14 protein-coding genes are annotated in these 21,753 nt (G+C 35.5%); 8 read left to right on the top strand and 6 right to left on the bottom strand.

The features are described 5' to 3' along the window. Positions 1 to 55: 55 nt before the first annotated feature. The 4 genes from VB248_RS21480 to VB248_RS21465 all read right to left on the bottom strand — a co-directional run bounded on the left by VB248_RS21480 (position 56) and on the right by VB248_RS21465 (position 2,335). Entirely contained in the window at positions 56 to 547 is a 492-nt protein-coding gene (locus tag VB248_RS21480; protein WP_323298895.1) for a type II toxin-antitoxin system VapC family toxin, read from the bottom strand. Beyond that, positions 537 to 1,322 carry a hypothetical protein gene (locus VB248_RS21475; protein WP_323298894.1) on the bottom strand — a complete coding sequence of 262 codons (786 nt, stop codon included), beginning with the start codon at positions 1,320 to 1,322 and terminating at the stop codon, positions 537 to 539. The genes VB248_RS21480 and VB248_RS21475 overlap by 11 nt, the downstream gene beginning before the upstream one ends. Positions 1,323 to 1,444: 122 nt before the next feature. Beyond that, positions 1,445 to 1,900 (bottom strand): hypothetical protein, encoded by a 456-nt coding sequence (locus tag VB248_RS21470; RefSeq protein ID WP_323298893.1) that lies wholly within the window; start codon positions 1,898 to 1,900, stop codon positions 1,445 to 1,447. A 90-nt stretch (positions 1,901 to 1,990) separates the two neighbouring features. Then, a complete protein-coding gene (locus VB248_RS21465; protein WP_323298892.1) occupies positions 1,991 to 2,335 on the bottom strand; it encodes a winged helix-turn-helix transcriptional regulator in 345 nt (114 codons plus the stop codon). 139 nt (positions 2,336 to 2,474) lie between these two features. Here VB248_RS21465 and VB248_RS21460 point away from each other — a divergent pair, with 139 nt between their 5' ends. Continuing rightward, entirely contained in the window at positions 2,475 to 3,467 is a 993-nt protein-coding gene (locus VB248_RS21460; RefSeq protein WP_323298891.1) for a YhdH/YhfP family quinone oxidoreductase, read from the top strand. 74 nt (positions 3,468 to 3,541) lie between these two features. Here the strand turns inward: VB248_RS21460 and VB248_RS21455 are convergent, their stop codons facing one another. Next, entirely contained in the window at positions 3,542 to 6,742 is a 3,201-nt protein-coding gene (locus tag VB248_RS21455) for a S41 family peptidase (RefSeq protein ID WP_323298890.1), read from the bottom strand. Positions 6,743 to 7,357: 615 nt separating this feature from the next. On the opposite strand from VB248_RS21455, the gene VB248_RS21450 reads away from it, so the two are divergent. From VB248_RS21450 to VB248_RS21435, 4 genes are all read left to right on the top strand, one after another. Beyond that, a complete protein-coding gene (locus VB248_RS21450; RefSeq protein WP_323298889.1) occupies positions 7,358 to 10,393 on the top strand; it encodes a glycoside hydrolase family 3 N-terminal domain-containing protein in 3,036 nt (1,011 codons plus the stop codon). A gap of 174 nt (positions 10,394 to 10,567) precedes the next feature. Beyond that, positions 10,568 to 12,046, top strand: a complete 1,479-nt coding sequence (locus tag VB248_RS21445) for a toll/interleukin-1 receptor domain-containing protein (RefSeq protein ID WP_323298888.1) — start codon at positions 10,568 to 10,570, stop codon at positions 12,044 to 12,046. After that, complete coding sequence (locus VB248_RS21440) at positions 12,039 to 13,601, top strand: nSTAND1 domain-containing NTPase (RefSeq protein ID WP_323298887.1); 1,563 nt, start codon at positions 12,039 to 12,041, stop codon at positions 13,599 to 13,601. The genes VB248_RS21445 and VB248_RS21440 overlap by 8 nt, the downstream gene beginning before the upstream one ends. 35 nt (positions 13,602 to 13,636) lie before the next feature. Then, a complete protein-coding gene (locus VB248_RS21435) occupies positions 13,637 to 16,927 on the top strand; it encodes a WD40 repeat domain-containing protein (protein ID WP_323298886.1) in 3,291 nt (1,096 codons plus the stop codon). Positions 16,928 to 17,256: 329 nt separating this feature from the next. On the opposite strand, the gene VB248_RS21430 is transcribed toward VB248_RS21435, so the two are convergent. Beyond that, the gene (locus tag VB248_RS21430) at positions 17,257 to 18,024 is read right to left on the bottom strand and encodes an outer membrane beta-barrel protein (RefSeq protein ID WP_323298885.1); all 768 of its coding nucleotides are present in this window, start codon (positions 18,022 to 18,024) and stop codon (positions 17,257 to 17,259) included. 114 nt (positions 18,025 to 18,138) lie between these two features. On the opposite strand from VB248_RS21430, the gene gldB reads away from it, so the two are divergent. From gldB to VB248_RS21415, 3 genes are all read left to right on the top strand, one after another. Continuing rightward, entirely contained in the window at positions 18,139 to 19,134 is a 996-nt protein-coding gene (gene gldB / locus VB248_RS21425; protein ID WP_323298884.1) for a gliding motility lipoprotein GldB, read from the top strand. Positions 19,135 to 19,318: 184 nt separating this feature from the next. Then, entirely contained in the window at positions 19,319 to 21,235 is a 1,917-nt protein-coding gene (locus tag VB248_RS21420) for an ABC transporter ATP-binding protein (protein ID WP_323298883.1), read from the top strand. Then, positions 21,232 to 21,657: a Fur family transcriptional regulator gene (locus VB248_RS21415; protein WP_323298882.1), complete on the top strand. Its 426-nt coding sequence runs from the start codon at positions 21,232 to 21,234 to the stop codon at positions 21,655 to 21,657. Before VB248_RS21420 ends, VB248_RS21415 begins: the two co-directional genes overlap by 4 nt. Positions 21,658 to 21,753: the final 96 nt, after the last annotated feature.

Here is a 21,753-nt window from a genome sequence, read left to right as displayed (position 1 = left end):
AGATAGTTGGGAGAATTAGAAGATTAGATAACAAAAGTATTGTCTCAATGGATTCTTAAAAACCAAGGTCTAATTTCCCAAATACTTCATTAAAAGGAATATTGATGTCTATGATTTGAAATTGGGGGTTTGTTTCTTTTCGAAGGATATTATAAACACTTAAAGAACGAGCATCAGAGGTAACAAAATAATTGATGGTTTTATCTACGTCTGCTTGTGCAAATAGTTTAGAATCATTCGGAATGATTGTTCTTGGACTTATTGAAGTGTCTTTTGTTTTGCCTTGTGCATTAAATACTATTTTAGCAAACTCGCCAGTTCTTTTGGCATGGTCGAAATTAAAAGGTAAGATTTGGACATTATTGAGAGGCAATTCTGAAACAGAACCTTTTACACAATATTCTGCAATCGAAATGGTAGATATTTTTAATATGATACCTTCTTCGAGAAAATACCGAAAATATCCTTTTGCCTTCGTATGTAGAGGGTCTTCATCGTTTAGTAATCTGATAAAGAAACTGGTGTCGAGTAAAACGCTATACTTCATAAGTTCCTCTTAAATTTTGCAACCACTCATCGGTATCTATTCCATTCCAATTCTTTTTGGCTTTACCAATCAAACCATTCAAGTACGACTCGTCGTATTTGGGATTAAAGTCAATCAACTCCAAAAGGCTCAAAGAGCTTCTGTCAAACTCTCCTGTATCAATATTCTGTTTTCCGTGTACTCTTACTCCGTAACTTTTGTACAATAAGTTGTCTTCATGCCCTTGCAAAAAGCTTTTTGAAGTATCTATTGTTAATGAACCAAAATCAGAAGTGTCAATATGAATATTAGCTTTATTTTTTCCTCCTGCATTGATGAGCGTGCCATAGAAATACAGTTCTGCGTCAACCCAAATGTTATGTGTTCTGACAAAATTTGTCTTTGGATTAATGACCAATTCTGCTTCTGAGGACTCTTTTAAAGAAGTTTTAAAGATAAACTCATAGTTTTTCTGGATTGAAAGAGACTGGATATTCTCAATTGCTTGAGCTGTTTTAGGCTCTAAAAAATCAATAGAATTTACAAGATTGATTTGTGTTAATATAGCACTCAAGCTAATGACCGCTTGTAAACTTGTTCTAAAAATATTTTTGACTGAACCTTCTTCAATGTTGTAACTGATGAGAGGTCTATCTTTTTTGTTAATAGGATAGAGCAAATCTTCAACATTTTGAAGAAGCATAGTAATTTCTTTAATATCATAACTCTCTGGTGAAAGTTTGATATTACCATGATTACCAATAATCGTAATTTCTATGTGACCGAATTTTTCCATCTACTACAAAATTAAAAGATATATTCATCAAGCAATTCCCTTCACAAAAAAAACCTTACTCACAAAAAACAAATTACTGTTTTTTATGAATAAGGTTTATCAAATAAAATATTGTTGCCGAACTACGCTATTTCTAATAAAATCTCCGTAACATTCTCAGGAGAAGTTAAATCTACCCAATGGATATATACTTCTCTGGTCTGATTAGTCGGTTGGTGTCCTTGTGCAAAAAGTTGCTTGAACATTTCTTCATACACAGGCATCACATTACTGAAATCGCCCAAATGCGTATGAGCAAAAGCTTTGAATGCTGGATATTCTACTATTTCATATTTAGGTGGAATACTTACTTCTTCATCGCCAATCGGTAGAGCGATTTCTAATGTAAATGGTTTCGTGAGGTCGCCCGTAGCTCCCCAATAAATAAACTCAAGATTGCCAGCTACACTGAGTCCTAATTGTCCAACAGTGCCGTAAAGTACATCTACTTCACGTTCTGCAATGGCGTTTACATTTAAAAGGGTGGTTTCTGTACGATAAATAAAATACTTCTGTGCGGGTAATTCTTTTACTTGCATGATGAATGAATTTTGAGGTTATATTTTTTGATTAACAGCACAAAGTAAATCATCGTCACTGACAACAGTATGTCAGTGAAAAATCTTTTTTTAAAGATTTATTTTTAAATGCTTTTCTTGATGAATCCGTCCCCAACGTCTGATTTCTTTTACAATTGGATAAAGCGTTTCGCCGTACTCTGTCAGGGCGTATTCTACTTTTAGCGGTACTTCTGCAAAAACTCTTCTGCTCAAAATTCCATCAGCTTCAAGTTCGTCTAATTGCTTGGCGAGCATCCTTTCGCTAATGGTTGGCAAGGCTCTTTTCATTTCTCCAAAACGATTGATTCCCTTTTTAATCAGCACAATTAGCGTTGTTTTGCATTTTCCTTTGAGTACTTTCATAAATACATCCGAAGGACAATCCTGTTCGATATAGTTTTTTTCTACAATCATAAAAATTAAGTACTTGATTATCAGTAAAACTACACTATTTGTAAGTACCTGTAAGGAATGTAACTACTTGACTTTCAATATTTTTTTGTGGAGGTTTACAGCATAAATATAAGTGAATTAACAAAACAAACACAAAACCATGAGCCATTCTTTTAAAGCTTTACAGATTAGCGAAAGTCCCGAGAAACAATATACCCGAAGCATTATTGAAAGAAATATTTCGGATTTACCTGCAAATGAAGTACTCATAAAAGTAACTTATTCTTCTTTGAATTATAAAGATGCTTTATCGTCGGTTGGTAATAAAGGCGTTACCAAGCAATATCCACACACGCCCGGCATTGATGCTTCTGGCATTGTTGAAGCCAGCGAATCGCCTGATTTTCAGGTGGGCGATGAAGTAATTGTTACCAGTTACGATTTAGGAATGAATACTTCGGGCGGTTTGGCAGAGTATATCTCTGTGCCAGCCAAATGGATTGTGAAATTGCCTAAAGGTTTAAGTTTAAAAGAAGCCATGATTCACGGAACGGCTGGTTTAACGGCTGGCTTGTGTATCAACGCTTTGTTGAATCATGGTTTAAGTCCTGCACAAGGGAAAGTATTAGTAACAGGTTCAACGGGTGGAGTGGGAACTTTGGCTGTGGCGATGTTAGCCAAATTGGGTTTTGAGGTTGTAGCTGTAACTGGCAAGCCCGAAGCCGAAGTATTTTTAAAGGAAATCGGAGCAAGTGAAATTGTTAGTCGAGAGGTGGTCAACGACCAGTCGGGGAGACCATTATTAAAATCAACTTATGCGGGAGTAATTGATACCGTTGGCGGAAATATTTTAGCAACAGCGTTAAAATCTTTGGTTTATGGCGGTTCGGCTGCGATTTGTGGTTTGGTTGCTTCTACCGAATTGCACACAACCGTTTTACCTTTTATTCTTCGTGGAAATACTTTGTTTGGGATTGATTCTGCTGAATGCCCGATGCCATTGCGAGCCAATATTTGGCAAAAATTAGCCAACGAATGGAAACCAAACGATTTATCAATACTTGCCAAAGAAATTACTTTAGAAGAAGTACCTGCACAATTAGATTTGATGCTACAAGGAAAAGCCTTGGGGAAGACAATTGTTAAATTATAATTTGATAAACCGTAGCACGAGTTTCCAAATCGTGAATTATGATGATACGATTTGGAAACTCGTGCTACAGTTATTTATTTTTTAGCGTCAATATCTTTCAAAAGTGTATCTACTGCCACTTTCAATTGCTCGTCTGTTCCTTTAGCAATCCAATCTGGCGTATTTTCAACGATAATATCAGGAATGGCTGCACCTAATTCTTGGTTTTTATCGGTTGTTTTAGTGAACCAGCCTCTTCCCGGTAATCTTACAAAAGAGCCATCCATTAAAGATTTCCCTCCCGTAGAAATTACAGAACCATTGGTTGGCAAACCAACTAATTTACCAATGCCCAGAGATTTATAAGCATGCGAGAAAATCTCTGCGTTAGAATAACTTCCTTCATTACAAAGGGCAATGGAAGGTTTTGTCCAAGCGGCATAAACCAAACGCTCGCCGATTGGATAATACTCTCTGAATTTTTTCTTATCCTTTTCTAAATCAGTACTTGCACCTCTTGGAATAGTATAAGCGTGTTGTTTGTAATTCAGAATCGTCATTAAATAATCGGTTGTTGAACCACCACCATTATAACGAACATCAATCAAGATGCCTTCTTTGCCGTAACCAGCAGCCGTAAATTCTCTTTCAACTACTTCAAAACTTGGGAAATCCATTCCTTTAATGTGGATATACCCTAAACGACCATTGGAGAATTTATCTACTAATTTCTTTCTGCTGTCAACCCATTCGTTGTATAAATTATCGCTGATACTTTGTGTAAGACGAACTACAACTTCTCTGTTTTTTCCACTGGCATCGCTAACATTTAAGAGTACTTTTTCATTAGCCAAGCCATTTAATAAAGCATAAAAGTTTTCACTTTCACTTACTGCCTGTCCATTTACTGCCGTAATCACTTCTCCTTCGTTGATTAAGCTCTTACTTTTAGTCACTGGCGTTTCTGGCACTACGTGGTTTACTTTCATGCCTGTTGAAGTTGGAATCAGTTCTGTTCCTAATAAACCTGTAATTTCTTTTTGCGTTTCAGCACGGTCTGGTGCTGTTAAACCCATGTGGCTTGAGTTTAATTCACCCAATAGTAAATTAAACATATCTCTAAAATCATTTGAAGTACTGGCATTAATACAACGCTCTTTGTATTTATCATGCAATTGTAACCAATTATTTCCGTGGAATTTAGGATCATAAAAACCATCACGAATGGTTCTCCATGCTTCTTCAAATACTTGTGTGCGTTCTGCCAAATAATCAATTTTCATTTTCGCCACAAATGGCATCGCCTCAGACACGCCTGTTTTTACCTCAACACGAGAAAGTCCGCCGCCCGTTTTTGTATAATAAATGTACTTGCCTTCTTTATCGAGCGACAAATTGTTAGGGTTACTTCCGCCTTTAGTAATTTCTTTTAATTCTTTGCCATCCCATTTAATACTGAACAAATCTCTGCCTTTTGCCGAGCTACTTGTCGTGGTGTAAAAGAAGGTTTCGCCATCTTTTGAAATCACAAATTCGCTTTCATTACCGGGGAAATTTGTTACTTGTACTACTCTTTCATGAATATTGTCAAAATCAATCACAATGGGTTTTACTCCTTTTTTGTCGGGTTTAGCATCGACTGCTGGTGTTTCTTTTTCTTGCCAATCTTGTGTTTCTTTTTCCCAATCTTCTTTTTTCAACCAAACAAACCAAACATCTGCACTGCGAGCAGCACTTCTTTGTGAAACAAATCCTAATTTAGAACCATCGGCACTCCAAAACGGATTACTGTCGCCACGTGGGTGCATTGTTACGTTGACAGGCTTGCTTGAATTATCGGCAGTTCGGATAAATACTTCTTGGTTGAAATATAAATCCGATTGACTATAAGCCAAGTATTTACTGTCTGGACTCCAAGCAATATCACTCGGGCTGTTCCAGCCTTCGCTTAATATTTTTTCGTTTGTCAATTTTCCATCAGCACTGATGTCGGCTACTACAAAAGTTCCTCTGCCTTTAACGTAGGCTATTTTCTTATTATCTGGCGAAACCACTGGCGAAGATTCATCTTCTGTCGTCTTTGTAATTTGTGTGATTTGATGTTTCAGCGATTTAAAAATATTACGTTCTGAAGCATCAGATGAATTCACTGCATATAAATCAAAATTGCCATTGTTTCTATCACTTGTAAATAATAGCGTTGAATCATTCAGCCAAGCGGGTTCAATGTCACGAAAAGCGTGTTGAGAAACATTGATACTCTTCGTTTTTTCTTTGTCTGCTTCTTTGATAAAAATCTCACCACGAAGGCTATACGCTAACAACTTTCCATTGGGTGATACTTTATATTCTTCCAAGCCAGTCGCAAAAGTTTTTTGTTCGGTGGCATCAAAACGTTCATCGGCATTGATGTTTACATTAATTTTTGCAACCGAACCGCTCGCTACATTGTAAGTAAAAAGCCCCATTTCTTTTTCAAAAACAATGGTATTGCCATCTTTTGAAATACTGAAATGACGAATAGATTCATCCTTGAATTGCGTTAATTTTTTCGGACTTCCTTCCGCTTTTCCATCGCCAGAAATTTTGATTTGATAGAGATTATACGCACCATCAACACTGCTCAAGAAGTACAATAAACCATTTTTTCCCCATTGTGGAATAATATCATTGGTTTCAAACAAAGCAATTTTATTAAAGCTTTTAGCTTTGATATTATAAATCCAAATATCTCTGTTCGAGCTACCATTATAAGCCTGACGAGCAACAGGATTGATGTCTCCACGTACAAAAGCCATTAAATTTCCATCTGGAGAAAGTACAGGCTCAAAGCCTACGGCATCCAACATTCTTGATTCAGTTCCTCCTTTAGGATTGATTGCATATACTTCTTGCGGACGTTCGATTTGCTTAAATTCACGACTGGTAGAGAATAAGATTTTATCTGCCTGCGTCCAGCTTGCTACTAAATCCTGAGCCGAATGGAAAGTCAAACGTTTGGGTAAACCGCCCGTTGAAGGCATTACAAAAATATCATTATTGCCAAAGCGAGTACCCGAAAAGGCGATTTGCTTGCCATCTGGACTAAAAATTGGATTACTTTCATAAGCTTCGTGGATAGTTAATCGAGTAGCGTTTCCTCCCGTACTGGGTACTGTCCAAATATCTCCTTGATAAGAAAAGGAAACAACAGAACCATCATGATTAATACTTGGCTGGCGAAGTAATAATGGACTTTGTGCCAATGTACTGCCTGCTGAAAGCATTGAAAAAAATAGAAAAAGATGTTTTTTCATGGATAAAAAATCGTTTGATGAAGATTGAAGCTACAAATAAGTAATAATTTGCTGAATTATTAAAAGATTATTCGCCAAACAGCATTATTGGAATCCCGTATTGGTCAGTGAAGATGTTTCAACTTTATTCAGGTTGATAAATAGGCTTAATAAATCTGCTGAATCGTATTGCAAGAATAAAATTTGACTTAATAAAAACGACGAAGAACTGGCTTATAAAACTACTAAAACAATTACTAAAGTGATTGAGAATTTTGGCTTTATTAAATACTTTTTTGAACGTTTTTTAGTTAATATAATTAATTACACTCAATTGCTGAAATCAAAAAACTCAAATTCTATTAGCCTTTAAACCTTCGTAGCGTATTAATTTTCATTTGAAAATCATACCCTTTGCCTCAAGCCTTTTTTACTGTTTGTAAAAGTTTTTGTGTATTATTTATTTTTTTGCAGAAGTGATGAATACAATTTACTAATGCTTTTTGTGATATAAATGATTGATTGTTAGGATAGTTGCTAATCACTATTTAGCAATCAGGATTTACTGATTAATAAGCATTAAATTTATTGTAAATTTGTCATCTTTGTATCTATCCATTAATCTTTAAAATCAAGATGTACAGGCAGTTTTCTTTGTTTTTTCTCACACTTATCGTTCTCTGGCTGGCATTTGAAATGCCCGTAAGCGGAGAGTTTAACAACACGCTTTTACATTTCTTTAAGACTGAAAAAAAAGTATCAAAACCCCATAAAATCACGCACAAACATCATCAGCTAAACGCTCCAAGATTTATCAGCAATAGCCAGTTAGCGGAAAGTCTGTGGGTCGATAGCGTTTTTGCTTCGATGGACAACGACCAAAAAATTGGTCAGTTTTTTATGGTGGCAGTAAATCCCACACAAGGCGAAGCACACTTTAAAAAACTTGAGAGTCTCATTCAAAATAATTATATCGGCGGTTTGATTTTCTTTCAAGGCGAAAGCAACACTTTTGCGAACCTCAACAATCGTTTTCAATCTACTACCAAAATTCCTCTTTTGGTGGGCGTTGATGGCGAATGGGGTTTGGCAATGCGTGTAAATGCCACGATGGCTTTTCCTAAACAAATTACTTTAGGGGCAATCCAAGACAATGCTTTGATTTATGAAATGGGAACAGAGATTGCCCGTCAATGCAAACGTTTGGGCATACACCTCAATTTTGCTCCTGTGGTGGACATCAATTCTAATCCGCTGAATCCTGTGATTGGCTTCCGTTCTTTTGGTGAAATTCCCGAAAATGTAGCCGCCAAAAGTAGTGCCTACATGAAAGGAATGCAAAACAATCACCTTTTGGCTTGTGCAAAGCATTTTCCCGGTCATGGCGATACCCATAGCGATTCACATTTTACTTTGCCACAAGTATCCTATGATTTCGACCAAATGCACGACGTAGAATTGATTCCCTTCAAAAAACTGATTAGTGATTCTATCAAAACTATGATTGTAGGGCATTTGCAAGTTCCTTTTTACGACTGGCGACCTGCTACGCTTTCGCAGAGTATTATTACCAATCTTTTGAAAAAAGAAATGGGTTTCAAAGGTTTGGTGATTACCGATGCGTTGAACATGAAAGGCGTTCGTAATGGAAAAAATGTGACTTCTGCCGATATTGATTTGCAGGCTTTTATTGCTGGAAATGACATTTTATTGTATTCAGAAAATATTCCAGAAGGTATCAACAAAATCAAAGAAGCTGTTCAAGAAGGTATCATTCCACAAACTGAAATTGACAATCGAGTAAAGAAAATCCTTCATGCTAAGTACTGGGTTGGTTTGAATCAGGTGAAGTACATCGAAACCGCCAATTTGTATCAAGAATTACATACCAAAGAAGCCCAACAAATTAAAGAGACTTTGTTTGAAAATGCCATTACATTGGTAAAGGATACGCCTAAATTATTGCCTTTGAGCAAAGAAAATAAAAAAATGATTGCTGTGTCATTAGACATTGCCAGTAATAACCGTTTCCAACAAGAATTGAACAAGTACGGTACTTTTCAACATTTTACAAGTGCCTCGAAAACGGATGAAAGTTTCTATAATGAAGTAATGCGTAATGTGGACTCTTCGGCGACCGTTCTTGTGAATGTGCATAATGTGAACAAAAAATCAGCAAGTCGTTTAGATTTGAGTTTTTCTGTGCAAAATTTCATTAAACGATTAGAAAAGAAAACGCCTAAAGTATTGGTTTGTGTTTTCGGGAATCCATATAGTTTAAAATACTTTCCCGAAGTACCAAGCCTTGTTTGTGCTTATGAAGACGACGACGCAGCCTATTCAGCCGCCGCAAAGATTTTATTCGGACAAATTCCTGCTTTGGGAAAACTGCCTGTTTCAATTGAAAATTCCTATAAAGCAGGCGAGGGCATTACGCTGAACAAACAAATAGGGCTTATTAAAGCCACGCCCGAAAGTGTAGGCATGAACAAAGAAGTACTTGCCGGCATAGAACCGATTGTTCAGAATGCCATTACGCAAAAGGTTTTTCCGGGATGTCAAGTATTAGTTGCCAGAAAAGGGAAAATCGTTTACAATAAAAATTTTGGTACGCTTGGTTACGAAGCCAACAGTCCTGCCGTAAACGACCAAACCGTTTATGATTTAGCGTCAGTAACGAAAGTATCAGCTACGCTTCAAACGGTGATGTATCTTTTCGACCAAAAAGGCTTGACATTAGACGATAAAATCGTGCGTTATTTGCCCGAACTCAAAGGCACAAACAAAGAAAACATAACGATACGTGATATACTTTGGCATCAGGCGGGTTTGGTAGCTTATATTCCTTTTTGGGAAAAAACCAGAATTCCTTTGGGTTGGAAAAAAGAGTTTTACAGCAATACTCAATCAGCAGAATATCCTTTGCAAGTGGCAGATGGAATGTACGCCAAAGCAAGTATTCGAGATTCTGTTTGGAAATGGGTTATCAAATCGCCACTTATCAACAAGCGTGAAAAAGATGGTTCATATAGCTATGTGTATAGCGACTTGGGCTTGATGATTATGCAACAAATTGTGGAAAGAATTTTAGGACAAAGTTTAGATACTTTTACTTCTTCTTATTTCTACGAACCTTTGGGTATGAAAACCACAGGTTTTAATCCTCTGCGGAAAATGGATAAAAGTATCATTGCCCCAACTGAGGATGACCGACTGTTTAGAGACAGAGCTTTGCAAGGAACAGTACAAGACCAAACTGCCGCAATGCTGGGCGGAGTGTCGGGTCATGCAGGATTGTTTAGTAATGCCAACGATTTGGCAAAGCTTTTTCAAATGAATCTACAAAAGGGAGATATGAATCAATTCAATTTTTTTAGCGAAGAAACCATCAAGATTTTTACCAATAGTATTTCTTCAAAAAGTAATCGTGCTTTAGGTTGGGACAGACTCCCTGCCGATGGCGATAGTAATTATATCTCCGACAAAGTATCTTCCACTTCTTACGGACATTCGGGCTATACAGGCACATTGGTTTGGATAGACCCACAAAAAGAATTAGTCTTTGTATTTCTTTCCAACAGAGTACATCCTTCTGCCTCCAATAACAAAATCAATAGCCTAAAAATCAGGAGAAAAGTAATGGATGTAGTATATCAATCCATCAATCAGTAACACGGGTTTCCAACCCGTCAGGAAAAAAATAGATTGATTTGCAAGCCCTTAACACTCACGAGTTGGAAACTCGTGCTACGGTTTACCGTTTAATAAAATTAAGACAATATTATTTTATTTGAAAAATCATTTTTGTAGATTCATCTGCTAATCATCCGCTAATCAAATATTATAATGAGTCTTAATGTTCCTAAGATAGTTGAAGCCATTAAAGCCAAAAAATGTATCCTTGTTCTTGGCCCAGAAATTTGCTCCTTTAATCATCAAATCTTTTCGGGGGATACTCCACAGGATTTTGATAAGTCACTCGAAATGGCTTATCATTACTACAATACGAATGGTTTAGATGAAGAACTTGATAAAGACGGGCTTACTATTCATCCGATACAATTTTTTGAATACCCATTTTTAAAAGAGAATCTGCTGACCAATAACTTAAATGATGATGAGAATCATCTTTATAATTTTGTAAAATGGTATTTTAAGCAGACAAAAGACTGGGAACAGCCCTTTGCCAAAATTTCTCAAATACCTTTTCCACTTGTTTTATCGCTTTTGCCAGATACACATCTTGAAAAGTCTTTTGATAAAACCTTTCAGAATAACCCCAACGGTTATATGCTAAGTAGGTATTCAAGATTAAACAAAGAAGTACCTGCTATTGCTGCAAAACCCACTTGGGAAAAACCCTTATTGTATAAACTCTTAGGAGATTTAGAAGAAAAAGATTCAACCTTTACATTTGACCATTGGTTTGATTTTTTCAATCAGATTTTTAAAGATGAACCCGCCTTACCCACTCATGTAATAAATACCTTGAAAGAAGCTTCTATGATTTTATTTCTGGGTGTTCGACTTGAAAAGTGGTATATCCAATTATTGATTAGATTACTTTTTTCTTTAGGTTCTGTAAAAGGGAAAAAACTTGCCTTTGTGAATATGAAAGAAAATAAGATGGAAGAATTAGCCAAAAAAAGATTCAATTTGATATTTGATGAACAAAAACCTATTCAATTACTCAACGAACTTTATCAAGTCTGTCAACAAGAGGGATTATTAAGAACTACTTCAGAGACCACAAATCTTATCAATACAAAAGTTTTTATATCATATAATCATGCCGATAAAGCTTTAGCAAACCGACTAAAAGATGATTTAGAAAAAATAGGTATTGAAATTATTATTGATAGCGATAATCCTATCGGTTTTGATATTCCGACTTTTATTAATCAAAGTATCAATAAAGCTGAATTTGTCTTACAATTGATTTCAGAAAACTTTCTGAGTTCTGCTTGGGTGGCTCAGGAATCTATCAAAGCCTTTACTTTAGCTGAAATCACAGGCAAAGTAGTGTTGCCTTGTGAAATAGATGACGTTTTAAATAATAATGAATTTAGAACCCAAGCCATGAATAAGTTTGAAAGTCAACTTGGAAAGCTAAAAACTGAAATTGGTGAAAGACTTGATAAGGGAGAAAGCTTTGAAGATTTACAAGCTCAGTACCAACGAATTTTAGAATTAAAGAATAACTATGATAAAACTATTGCTGAGTTTAGAAAAAAGAACAGAGGCGATTTGCGTGGGAACAATTATGAAATTGGTTTAAAACAAATTATCAGCTCTATCAAAACCTATCAAGCAGGCAATGTCTAAAGCAAAAAACATCTATCGCTATCCCGGAGCAAACTCTTTTACTACTGAGCAAGCTCACTTGTTTATGGGACGTGAACAAGATAGGGAAAATCTTTATCAGCTTATTTTAGCCAGACAAATCGTAGTATTGTATGGAAAGAGTGGTTATGGTAAAAGTTCATTAATCAATGCAGGTATCATTCCGATGTTGGAGCAAGAGAGCTTTGAGAAACCCAAACACTTCTCTATCCGCTTGTACAACAAAGAACAAAGCATTGATGCTTTTTCAAAATCTCCCCTTAATACTTTTATAACAGCACTTTCGACAAATACAGAAGAATTGGCTTGGATGCAAGATTTTAAAAAGAATGCTTATCCAAGGGGGCTTTTGTGGTATTGGATAAAGCAACATCAAATTCAACAGCCAGAAGCTCCTATTATTTTATTCTTTGACCAATTCGAAGAACTTTTTACCTATTCTGAACAAGAAATAGAAGCATTTGCTGCGGAATTAAACTTATTGTTGTATCAGAGAATGCCCGACTTTTTGAGTAAACGAGAATACTTTACACAACTTGATAATCAGCAAACCAACTTTATTTTTACGAAACCTGATATAAAAATTGTTTTTTCTATTCGCTCAGACAGGATGTCTTTGTTGAATCGTCTTGCCAAATATTTGCCTAATATCCTAAAATTCAATTATGAATTAGATGCCCTTACTGAAAGCGAAGCCAGACAAGCCATTATCAAACCTGCTCAATTACAAGGGGAAGAATTTATCAACCCCACTTTTCGCTATGAAAACGCTGTAATAGATGCCATTATCAACAGAGTAAAAAATAGCTATGATGATAAAATAGAAACTGCCACTTTGCAGATTATCCTCCGCTTTATAGAAGAGCATAAAGTGCCTAAATTGGAAGGGAAGCCCATTACATTAGAACTTTTGGGGAATATCAAGGATATTTTCAAAGACTTTTATCAAACAAGCCTTAATAAACTTAGCAAAGAAGAAAAAGCCATTGTCAGCCAAACGATTGAGGAAAAGTTTATCCAAAACAACCAGCGTATCCCTTTTGCAGGCGACCACCTCAAACAAGAGTACCATTTAACAGATATTATGCTGGAGCAATTAGAAAAAAGCACCCTCCTCCGCAAAGAAAGAGACACCGCAGGACGCTTTATTTATGAAATTGGACATGATACCTTGATAGAACCAATTTTAGAATTTGCTAAGATTAGAGAACAAGAAGAAAAGCAAAAACGATTGCGTAAAAACATTGCCATTGTAGGAGCGATTGCTTTGGCATTTTTATTCATTATTTTTTATGTACTGCGTTTGACACAAAAGGCAGAACAAGCAAAAGAAGAAGCCCAAGAAGCATTATACCAATTGTATTACCAACAAGCCCAAACCGTAAAAGACAATGGCGATAATATTTTGCGAAATAAGGATACTATGACAGCCCAATATTATTATGAATCTGCCAGCGTAATATTAGAAAAAATACCCGAAACTGATAGCATAGCCACAGAGCTAAAAAGTGAACTACAAAAATTATTAAAAAAATGAGAATAGCCTTGATAATCCTAAGCATATTGCTCAACATGGCTGTATTGGCACAAAAGCCAAGTAAAAAGCCTAACAAAATTAGCTTTGAACATAAAATACAATTAGCCGATAAGCTTTTTAAAGAAGGCAAAACCATAGAAGCCATACAAAGCTATAATATAGCCCGTATTTTGGCTGGGACTGATAATGCTAAACATACAATTGTAGATAAAAGTATTGAAAAGGTATTTAATGCTATTGTTGAGCAGAAAAAAGATGCCATTGCCTATGAAAAAAGAGCAAAAAAAGCAGAAATAGAATCAAAAAATAATGAACAAAAAGCAAACTTAGCCAACAACAATGCAAAAGCTCTATTTTGGACGACACAAGCAAGTAAATTAAATCCTATACAAGGGTTAAGATTATTAGAAAAAGCCTCAAAAAAAACAAAAGATTCAAATACAATAAATAATATTAGGGAGGAAAGTAAAGCAATCTTTCAACAAAGTAATACTCATCAATGGAGAGAGAAGAAAAGATTTAATCAGAGTATTGTAGAAGTTAGCTTTTCTCCAGACACTCAATTGTTAATAACTAAAGATGAGAATAATATTTACAAAGTATGGGAGGTAAAAAGTGGTAAGAAGTATGATTTCTTAAAAGAAGAAAAAGGCATTATAGAAGTTATCTTTTCCCCAGATACTCAATGGTTAATAACTAAAGATGAGAATAATATTTACAAAGTATGGGGGGTGAAAAGTGGTAAGAAGTATGATTTTTTAAAAGAAGAACAAGGTATTCAAGAAGTCACTTTTTCTCCAGACAATCAATGGTTAGTTACAAATGATGCAAATAACATTCACAAAGTATGGGAGGTAAAAAGTGGTAAGATGTATGATTTCTTAAAAGAAGAAAAAGGTATTATAGAAGTTATCTTTTCCCCAGATACTCAATGGTTAATAACTAAAGATGAGAATAATATTTACAAAGTATGGGGGGTGAAAAGTGGTAAGAAGTATGATTTTTTAAAAGAAGAACAAGGTATTCAAGAGGTCACCTTTTCCCCAGACAATCAATGGTTAATAACCTTAAATGAGAATAATATTTACAAATTATGGGAAGTTAAAACTGGTAAATTTCCAGATTTTTTAAAAGAAGAACAAGGTATTCAAGAAGTCGCTTTTTCTCCAGATTATCAATGGTTAATAACCTTAAATGAGAATAATATTTACAAAGTTTGGGAAGTAAAAACTGGTAAAACTCCAGATTTTTTAAAAGAAGAAAAAGGCATTAAAGAAGTGACCTTATCCCCAGACAATCAATGGTTAATAACTAAAAATGAGAATAGTATTTACAAATTTTGGGAAGTGAAAACTGGTAAAGTTCAAGACTTTTTAAAAGAAGAAAAAGGCATTATAGAAGTGACCTTTTCCCCAGACAATCAATGGTTAATAACCTTAAATGAGAATAATATTTACAAATTTTGGGAAGTGAAAACTGGTAAAGTTCAAGACTTTTTAAAAGAAGAAAAAGGCATTATAGAAGTGACCTTATCCCCAGACAATCAATGGTTAATAACCTTAAATGAGAATAATATTTACAAAGTTTGGGAAGTAAAAACTGGTAAAGTTCAAGACTTTTTAAAAGAAGAAAAAGGCATTATAGAAGTGACCTTTTCCCCAGACAATCAATGGTTAATAACTAAAGATGAGAATAGTATTTACAAATTTTGGGAAGTGAAAACTGGTAAAACTCCAGATTTTTTAAAAGAAGAAAAAGGCATTAAAGAAGTGACCTTTTCCCCAGACAATCAATGGTTAATAACTAAAGATGTGTATAATATTTACAAATTTTGGGAAGTGAAAACTGGTAAAACTCCAGATTTTTTACAAGAAGAGAAAGGTATTCAAGAGGTCACCTTTTCCCCAGACAATCAATGGTTAATAACCTTAAATGAGAATAATATTTACAAATTATGGGAAGTTAAAATGGATATAATTCCCACTTTTCTGCAAGAAGTGAATATTTTCTTATTTTCTCCCGATAGTCAATGGCTCATCACTACAGATGGGAATGATAATTCCAAAGTCTGGTCAGTAGCAACGGGAAAATATTATGACTTTTTAAATGAAGAAAAAACGATTCGCTCCGCTACTTTTTCGCAAGATAGTAAATGGCTCATCACAACAGATCTGAATGATAATTCCAAAGTCTGGTCTGTAGAAACAGGAAAATATTATGACTTTTTAAAAGATGAAAAAAATATTTACACAGCTACTTTTTCCCAAGATAGTAAATGGCTCATCACAAAAGATTTGAATCGTAATGCCAAAGTCTGGTCTGTAGAAACAGGAAAATATTATGACTTTTTAAAAGATGAAAAAAAGATTAGCGAAGCTACTTTTTCGCAAGATAGTAAATGGCTCATCATAAGAGATGTGAATCGTAATGCCAAAGTCTGGTCAGTAGAAACAGGAAAATATCCAGACTTTTTAAAAGATGAAAAAAATATTTACACAGCTACTTTTTCGCAAGATAGTAAATGGCTCATCATAAGAGATGTGAATCGTAATGCCAAAGTCTGGTCAGTAGAAACAGGAAAATATTATGACTTTTTAAAAGATGAAAAAAAGATTAGCGAAGCTACTTTTTCGCAAGATAGTAAATGGCTCATCACAAAAGATGTGAATCGTAATTCCAAAGTCTGGTCAGTAGCAACAGGAAAATATTATGACTTTTTAAAAGATGAAAAAAAGATTTACACAGCTACTTTTTCGCAAGATAGTAAATGGCTCATCACAACAGATGTGAATTTTAATTCCAAAGTCTGGTCTGTAGAAACAGGAAAATATTATGACTTTTTAAAAGATGAAAAAAATATTAGTGAAGCTACTTTTTCGCAAGATAGTAAATGGCTCATCACAACAGATGAGAATCTAAATTACAAAGTCTGGTCATTGGCAAGTGGAAAACAAGCGGACTTTTTAAATGAAGAAAAAGAGATAAGTTCGGTCAATTTTTCAGAAGACAATAAAATTCTAAGTATCATCACTAAACACAAAGTAAAAACCTACGAAATAGCCACAGGCAAATTAATCCAAACTTTATGGTTAAATAAAGTGCCAACCCAAGCACAAATTATAGACAATCGCTATCTCTATGTCACCGTTGGTAAAGCCATTGTTAAAACAGATTTACAAACACAGCAGGGTAATTTAATGAGTTACGGCGATGGCGAGCCATTGGATTATAAATTTGAGGAAATACAAGAATGGATAAAGGTTTTTGGAGATAAATACCTCTTGCCTTTGGATGAAGAGATAAAGAAGAAATATGGAATCGATTGATTTGGGATTTGTGATGTCGGATTTCGGATTTGTTTTGAGTGTTGAGGATAATGCCATTTGGTATTAATCTCAACACTCGTTTATAAAAACCTCAATTCTCTAAAAATCTTAAAGCAAATAATCAAAAGTCAAAAAACTTATTTCTTACGTCTTTAATCTTCAAGTCCCAAAGTCTCAAAATAAATCTTTCTTCTTATGTCTTGCTTCTAAATATCTTCAAGTCCTAAAGTCCAAATTCCTAAAGTCTCAAAACAAAAAAATCTTGCTTCTTGTGTCTTGTCTCTAAATATCCTCAAGTCCTAAAGTCCAAAGTCCTAAAGTCCCCAAAATCAAAACTTAAACCCAAAATCCAACATCAACATCCCATTATTGGTAATAAGGTTACTAAAAGAATCAACATTATTGATTTTGCTAATACCTTTTTGATACTGCATCCCAAAGAAAAAAGAATCGTTACTTCCTTTTAAACAAGTTTCTCCCCCAAAGCCAATCATCACACTAAAATGGTAAGGTCTGAAAACAGCAGTAGCTTCTGGAAGTCTCTCTTGATATTGAGCGATAGGATTACTGCCTTTGTTTATGGCAGACTCTTTTACTTTCAAATTAAAAATCCCGCCAAACTGTAAATAGGCAGGGCAATCAGATAAAAGTCCATCGCTAAATACTTTTAAAGTAAGGGGTATTTGTAAACAGTGGAGGTTGAAAGCCGCATTGATATTCCTTTTTTCCTCAGCAGAAAGAGGTTTTTGATGAAACAATTCTTGTTTATAAAAACTAATAGTATCGGGCAAAGCGTAATCGACTCTTTTCAAAGTATAGAGCAAACCCGTACTCAGTGCGGTAGTTTCATTAAGATACAAATCGGCGATAGGGCCAATACTTCCGCCCAGTTTTGAAGAAACACTTTGCAGGCCTTTGAAGTCGCCAGAGGCATCAAGGCTATTCATACTTAGTGCTGGAGAAAACTTAAACCCAATACTTATTTTATAGAATCCCTCGTAAAGTTGGTTATAACGATGGTCATAACGAACACTTTGGGCATTGCCCTTCAGGAACAACAATAGAATAAAAAGGGTTAGAAATGCGTTTTTCTTCATAATTTTGTGTGCGTGATTAATTAATCTTAGGCAGATTGTTAGCTTCTTTGAATAAACGACAAATCTTTTTAGCAAAATATGCTTCAAAAATACATATACTTCCTTATTTCTTGCATGGCGATATTCCTTGGTGCTTGCCAAGCAGAACAAGAAACAAGCACAGACCCCGACGTTAGTAATATAGAAGTAAAGCTAAATATTCAACAACTTGATAAAGAATTACTTATCTGCAAAGATAAAGCTGATTTGTTGAATTTTTTCAAGAAACACCAAAGCATTGTTGTGAATTATTTTCAAACAAGTCCTGAAAATTTTGAAAAATTAGCCGACGATTTACTTCCAGTCATTACAAATCAAGCATTTAAAGACTTTTACGCACAGTCGCAAGAACCTGCATTTTTTGGCAATTCTCAGCTCCAAAATGATTTTCAGGAAGCTTTCCAACACTTAAAATATTACTATCCTGATTTCAAAGAGCCTAAAATTTGTACCATTTTCACAGGCTTTTATGGTCAGAATGTTTTGCCCAGTCCCGAAATTTTCGTTTCAGATACCTTAATCATCATTGGTTTAGATTATTTTATGGGCAAAAAAGGCAAGTTTCTTCCTGATATTTATGATTATCAATTAAGAAAAGCCAGTCCTGCTGCCATTGTTCCGCAAGTAGTTTTGCTATTATCAGCTAAATATAATGCAACCAATACAACTAACAAAACGTTGTTATCTGAAATGGTTTGGTACGGAAAAAGTTATGTTTTTGGGCATAGTATGATGCCTTCAAAAGCTGATAGCCTTTTTATTGGTTATTCGGATGCACAGTTGACGGATAGTTATAATTTCCAGAAAGAAATTTGGGCTCATTTTATCGACCATAAATTATTGTATGCCACCGAAGAACCCATCAAGGCTAAGTACGTAGGCGAGCGACCCAGTACGCCAGAAATCAGTGCTTCCTGTCCGGGAGGAATTGGGCGTTGGTTAGGTTGGCGAATTGTGGGTAAGTACTTTGATGAAAACGAAAAGCTTAGAATTCAAGATTTGATGAAAGAAACAGATGCCCAGACAATTTTTGAGGCATCAAAATACAAAGGATTACCAGATGAAGAATGATTTGGAGATGTTGGATTTGGGATTTCGGATTTCAGATTTGACTTTTTTGTATAAAGCTTAGAATTCACAATTGACTCAAAGCTCAAAGCTGATGGCTCAAAGCTACAAGCTGATAGCTAATAAATACATTTGACTCAAAGCTCAAAGCTAATGGCTGAAAGCTAATTAATAATTAAACCCAATAATGGCAAAGCGTAGTAGTAATTTTGGGGCAGAAGTGCCACCAGAAGATAAGAAAAAAGTAACGAAAGAAGGTTTTCAAAAAGCCTTAAAAATTTTCAGATTCACCCTTCCTTACAAAGGCACATTTGCAATTGGTTTTGTGTTTTTGATACTCTCACAGATTACTTCCATGAGTGTTCCCTTGTTGATGGGACAAATGGTAGGAGCAATTGTTTCTCCCGACCAAATGGCAACTGCTGGAGCAGGAATGAGTGGCGGAATGGTAACAGACAAACTTCAAAATGTTTTTCAAGAAGCACCCAAATTTACGCTGAATGAAGTAACCTTAATTTTTGTCGTTTTATTGATACTCCAAGCCGTTTTTTCGTTTTTCAGAGTATTCACATTTACAAGAGTATCGGAGCAATCCATGCGTGACCTCCGCAATGCCCTTTACTCTAAAATCATTACTTTGCCTGTGCCTTTTTTTGAAAAAAATCGTGTAGGTGAGTTAATGAGTAGAATCACGACAGACGTTTCGCAATTGCAAGATGTACTTTCCATTACTTTAGCAGAACTCTTTCGTCAGATTTTTACTTTGGTCGGCGGTATTATTTTAATCTCATATTTGTCGAGCAAGCTTACTCTTTTTATGTTGCTTACTTTTCCACTTTTGGTAGTAGCAGCAATCGTTTTCGGAAAATTCATCCGTAAAAATGCCAAAAAAGTACAAGACGAATTAGCCGCAACAAATATTATTGTAGAAGAAACTTTACAGTCAATCAACGTTGTAAAAGCATTTACCAACGAAAGTTTGGAAGCACATCGTTATGGATTATCGGTACAAAAAGTAGTTGATTATGCCTTGAAAGCGGCAACCTTCCGAGGGGGATTTATCTCTTTTATCATTTTCGTACTGTTTGGCGGTGTGGTAGGCGTAGTTTGGTATGGTGGTAATTTGGTTTTACAAGGCGAATTATCTTTCAAAGACCTTTTCACATTTATTATTTATACAGGTTTTATTGGTGGTTCTGTGGGAGGTTTGGGCGATATGTATGCCCAAATTCAGCGAACAGTGGGTGCTTCTGAACGTATTTTGGAGATTCTTGGAGAAGAATCAGAAGTAAAAATTACAGATGTTACCGTGCCAAGTAAAACACCTGAAACCCTAAAAACAGTAGCAGGAACGCCTAAAATTCAGTATCGCAATGTTGCCTTCCAATATCCTTCTCGCCCAGATATGCCTGTGCTGAAAGACGTTTCTTTATCGGTAAAATCAGGAGAAAAGATTGCTTTGGTAGGGCATTCGGGTGCAGGAAAATCTACGATTGTACAATTGTTGATGCGTTATTATCAGCTTGCTAAAGGTGAAATTTTGGTAGATGGTAAAAATATTAATACTTATGATATTACAGAACTGAGAAAGAATATCGCTATTGTGCCACAAGAAGTAATGCTTTTTGGCGGTACGATTTATGAAAATATCGCCTACGGAAATCCAGAAGCCAACGAAAGTATGGTGATTGAAGCCGCCAGAAAAGCTAATGCTTTAGACTTTATTAATTCATTTCCAGAAGGATTTAAAACTATTGTGGGCGAACGTGGCGTAAAACTTTCGGGTGGACAACGCCAGCGAATTGCCATTGCTCGTGCGATTCTGAAAGACCCAGCGATTTTGGTGTTGGATGAAGCGACAAGTGCTTTGGATTCGGAATCTGAAAAATTGGTTCAAGATGCTTTGGATAGACTAATGCAAGACCGCACAACGATTATTATTGCTCACCGTTTGGCAACGATTCGTAATGTTGATACCATTTATGTATTGCGAGATGGTGAAGTTGCCGAGAAAGGTACACACGAAGAATTGGTATTGATTGATGAGGGAATTTATGCTAACTTAGTAAAGTTGCAGTTTGACAATGCAATGTCCATAGAATGAAAGCAGCTATTAAAGATACTTTAAAGTCATATAACCTTCGCCAGACGGATTGTCGTGAAGGTATTTTGGATGTCTTTATGAGTAAAGAACACGCTCTTGCTCATGCCGACGTAGAGGCTCAATTAACAGAACAGTTTGATAGAGTAACGGTTTACAGAACATTAAAAACCTTTGTGGATAAGGGTTTGATTCATAAAGTACTTGATGATGAGGGAGGAGTGAAGTATGCTCTTTGTAAGGATAATTGCCATGCAGGCGACCACAAACACCACCATGATCACGTGCATTTTAAATGTACTTCTTGTGGACTCACTACTTGTTTAGACCACGTGGTGATTCCTTCGTTTATTCTTCCAGAAGGCTATAAGCGTGTTGAAACCAATTTGTTGGTGCAAGGGATTTGTAAAGAGTGTAATCTTTGAGATGAAAGACACAAGAGGCAAGATACAAGAAGCAAGAGATAAGAAGCGAGAGATAAGAAGCAAGATACAAGAGGAGAGTTACAATATTTAAGACTT

It is taken from the genome of Arcicella rigui (assembly GCF_034929435.1).
Lineage (GTDB): Bacteria > Bacteroidota > Bacteroidia > Cytophagales > Spirosomataceae > Arcicella > Arcicella rigui.
This window is presented reverse-complemented; position numbering and strand designations above follow the sequence as displayed.

Coding starts and splice junctions, on each gene's coding strand:
- VB248_RS21480 (WP_323298895.1), bottom strand. CDS start 547: ATGAAGTATAGCGTTTTACTCGACACCAGTTTCTTTATCAGATTACTA.
- VB248_RS21475 (WP_323298894.1), bottom strand. CDS start 1,322: ATGGAAAAATTCGGTCACATAGAAATTACGATTATTGGTAATCATGGT.
- VB248_RS21470 (WP_323298893.1), bottom strand. CDS start 1,900: ATGCAAGTAAAAGAATTACCCGCACAGAAGTATTTTATTTATCGTACA.
- VB248_RS21465 (WP_323298892.1), bottom strand. CDS start 2,335: ATGATTGTAGAAAAAAACTATATCGAACAGGATTGTCCTTCGGATGTA.
- VB248_RS21460 (WP_323298891.1), top strand. CDS start 2,475: ATGAGCCATTCTTTTAAAGCTTTACAGATTAGCGAAAGTCCCGAGAAA.
- VB248_RS21455 (WP_323298890.1), bottom strand. CDS start 6,742: ATGAAAAAACATCTTTTTCTATTTTTTTCAATGCTTTCAGCAGGCAGT.
- VB248_RS21450 (WP_323298889.1), top strand. CDS start 7,358: ATGTACAGGCAGTTTTCTTTGTTTTTTCTCACACTTATCGTTCTCTGG.
- VB248_RS21445 (WP_323298888.1), top strand. CDS start 10,568: ATGAGTCTTAATGTTCCTAAGATAGTTGAAGCCATTAAAGCCAAAAAA.
- VB248_RS21440 (WP_323298887.1), top strand. CDS start 12,039: ATGTCTAAAGCAAAAAACATCTATCGCTATCCCGGAGCAAACTCTTTT.
- VB248_RS21435 (WP_323298886.1), top strand. CDS start 13,637: ATGGCTGTATTGGCACAAAAGCCAAGTAAAAAGCCTAACAAAATTAGC.
- VB248_RS21430 (WP_323298885.1), bottom strand. CDS start 18,024: ATGAAGAAAAACGCATTTCTAACCCTTTTTATTCTATTGTTGTTCCTG.
- gldB (WP_323298884.1), top strand. CDS start 18,139: ATGGCGATATTCCTTGGTGCTTGCCAAGCAGAACAAGAAACAAGCACA.
- VB248_RS21420 (WP_323298883.1), top strand. CDS start 19,319: ATGGCAAAGCGTAGTAGTAATTTTGGGGCAGAAGTGCCACCAGAAGAT.
- VB248_RS21415 (WP_323298882.1), top strand. CDS start 21,232: ATGAAAGCAGCTATTAAAGATACTTTAAAGTCATATAACCTTCGCCAG.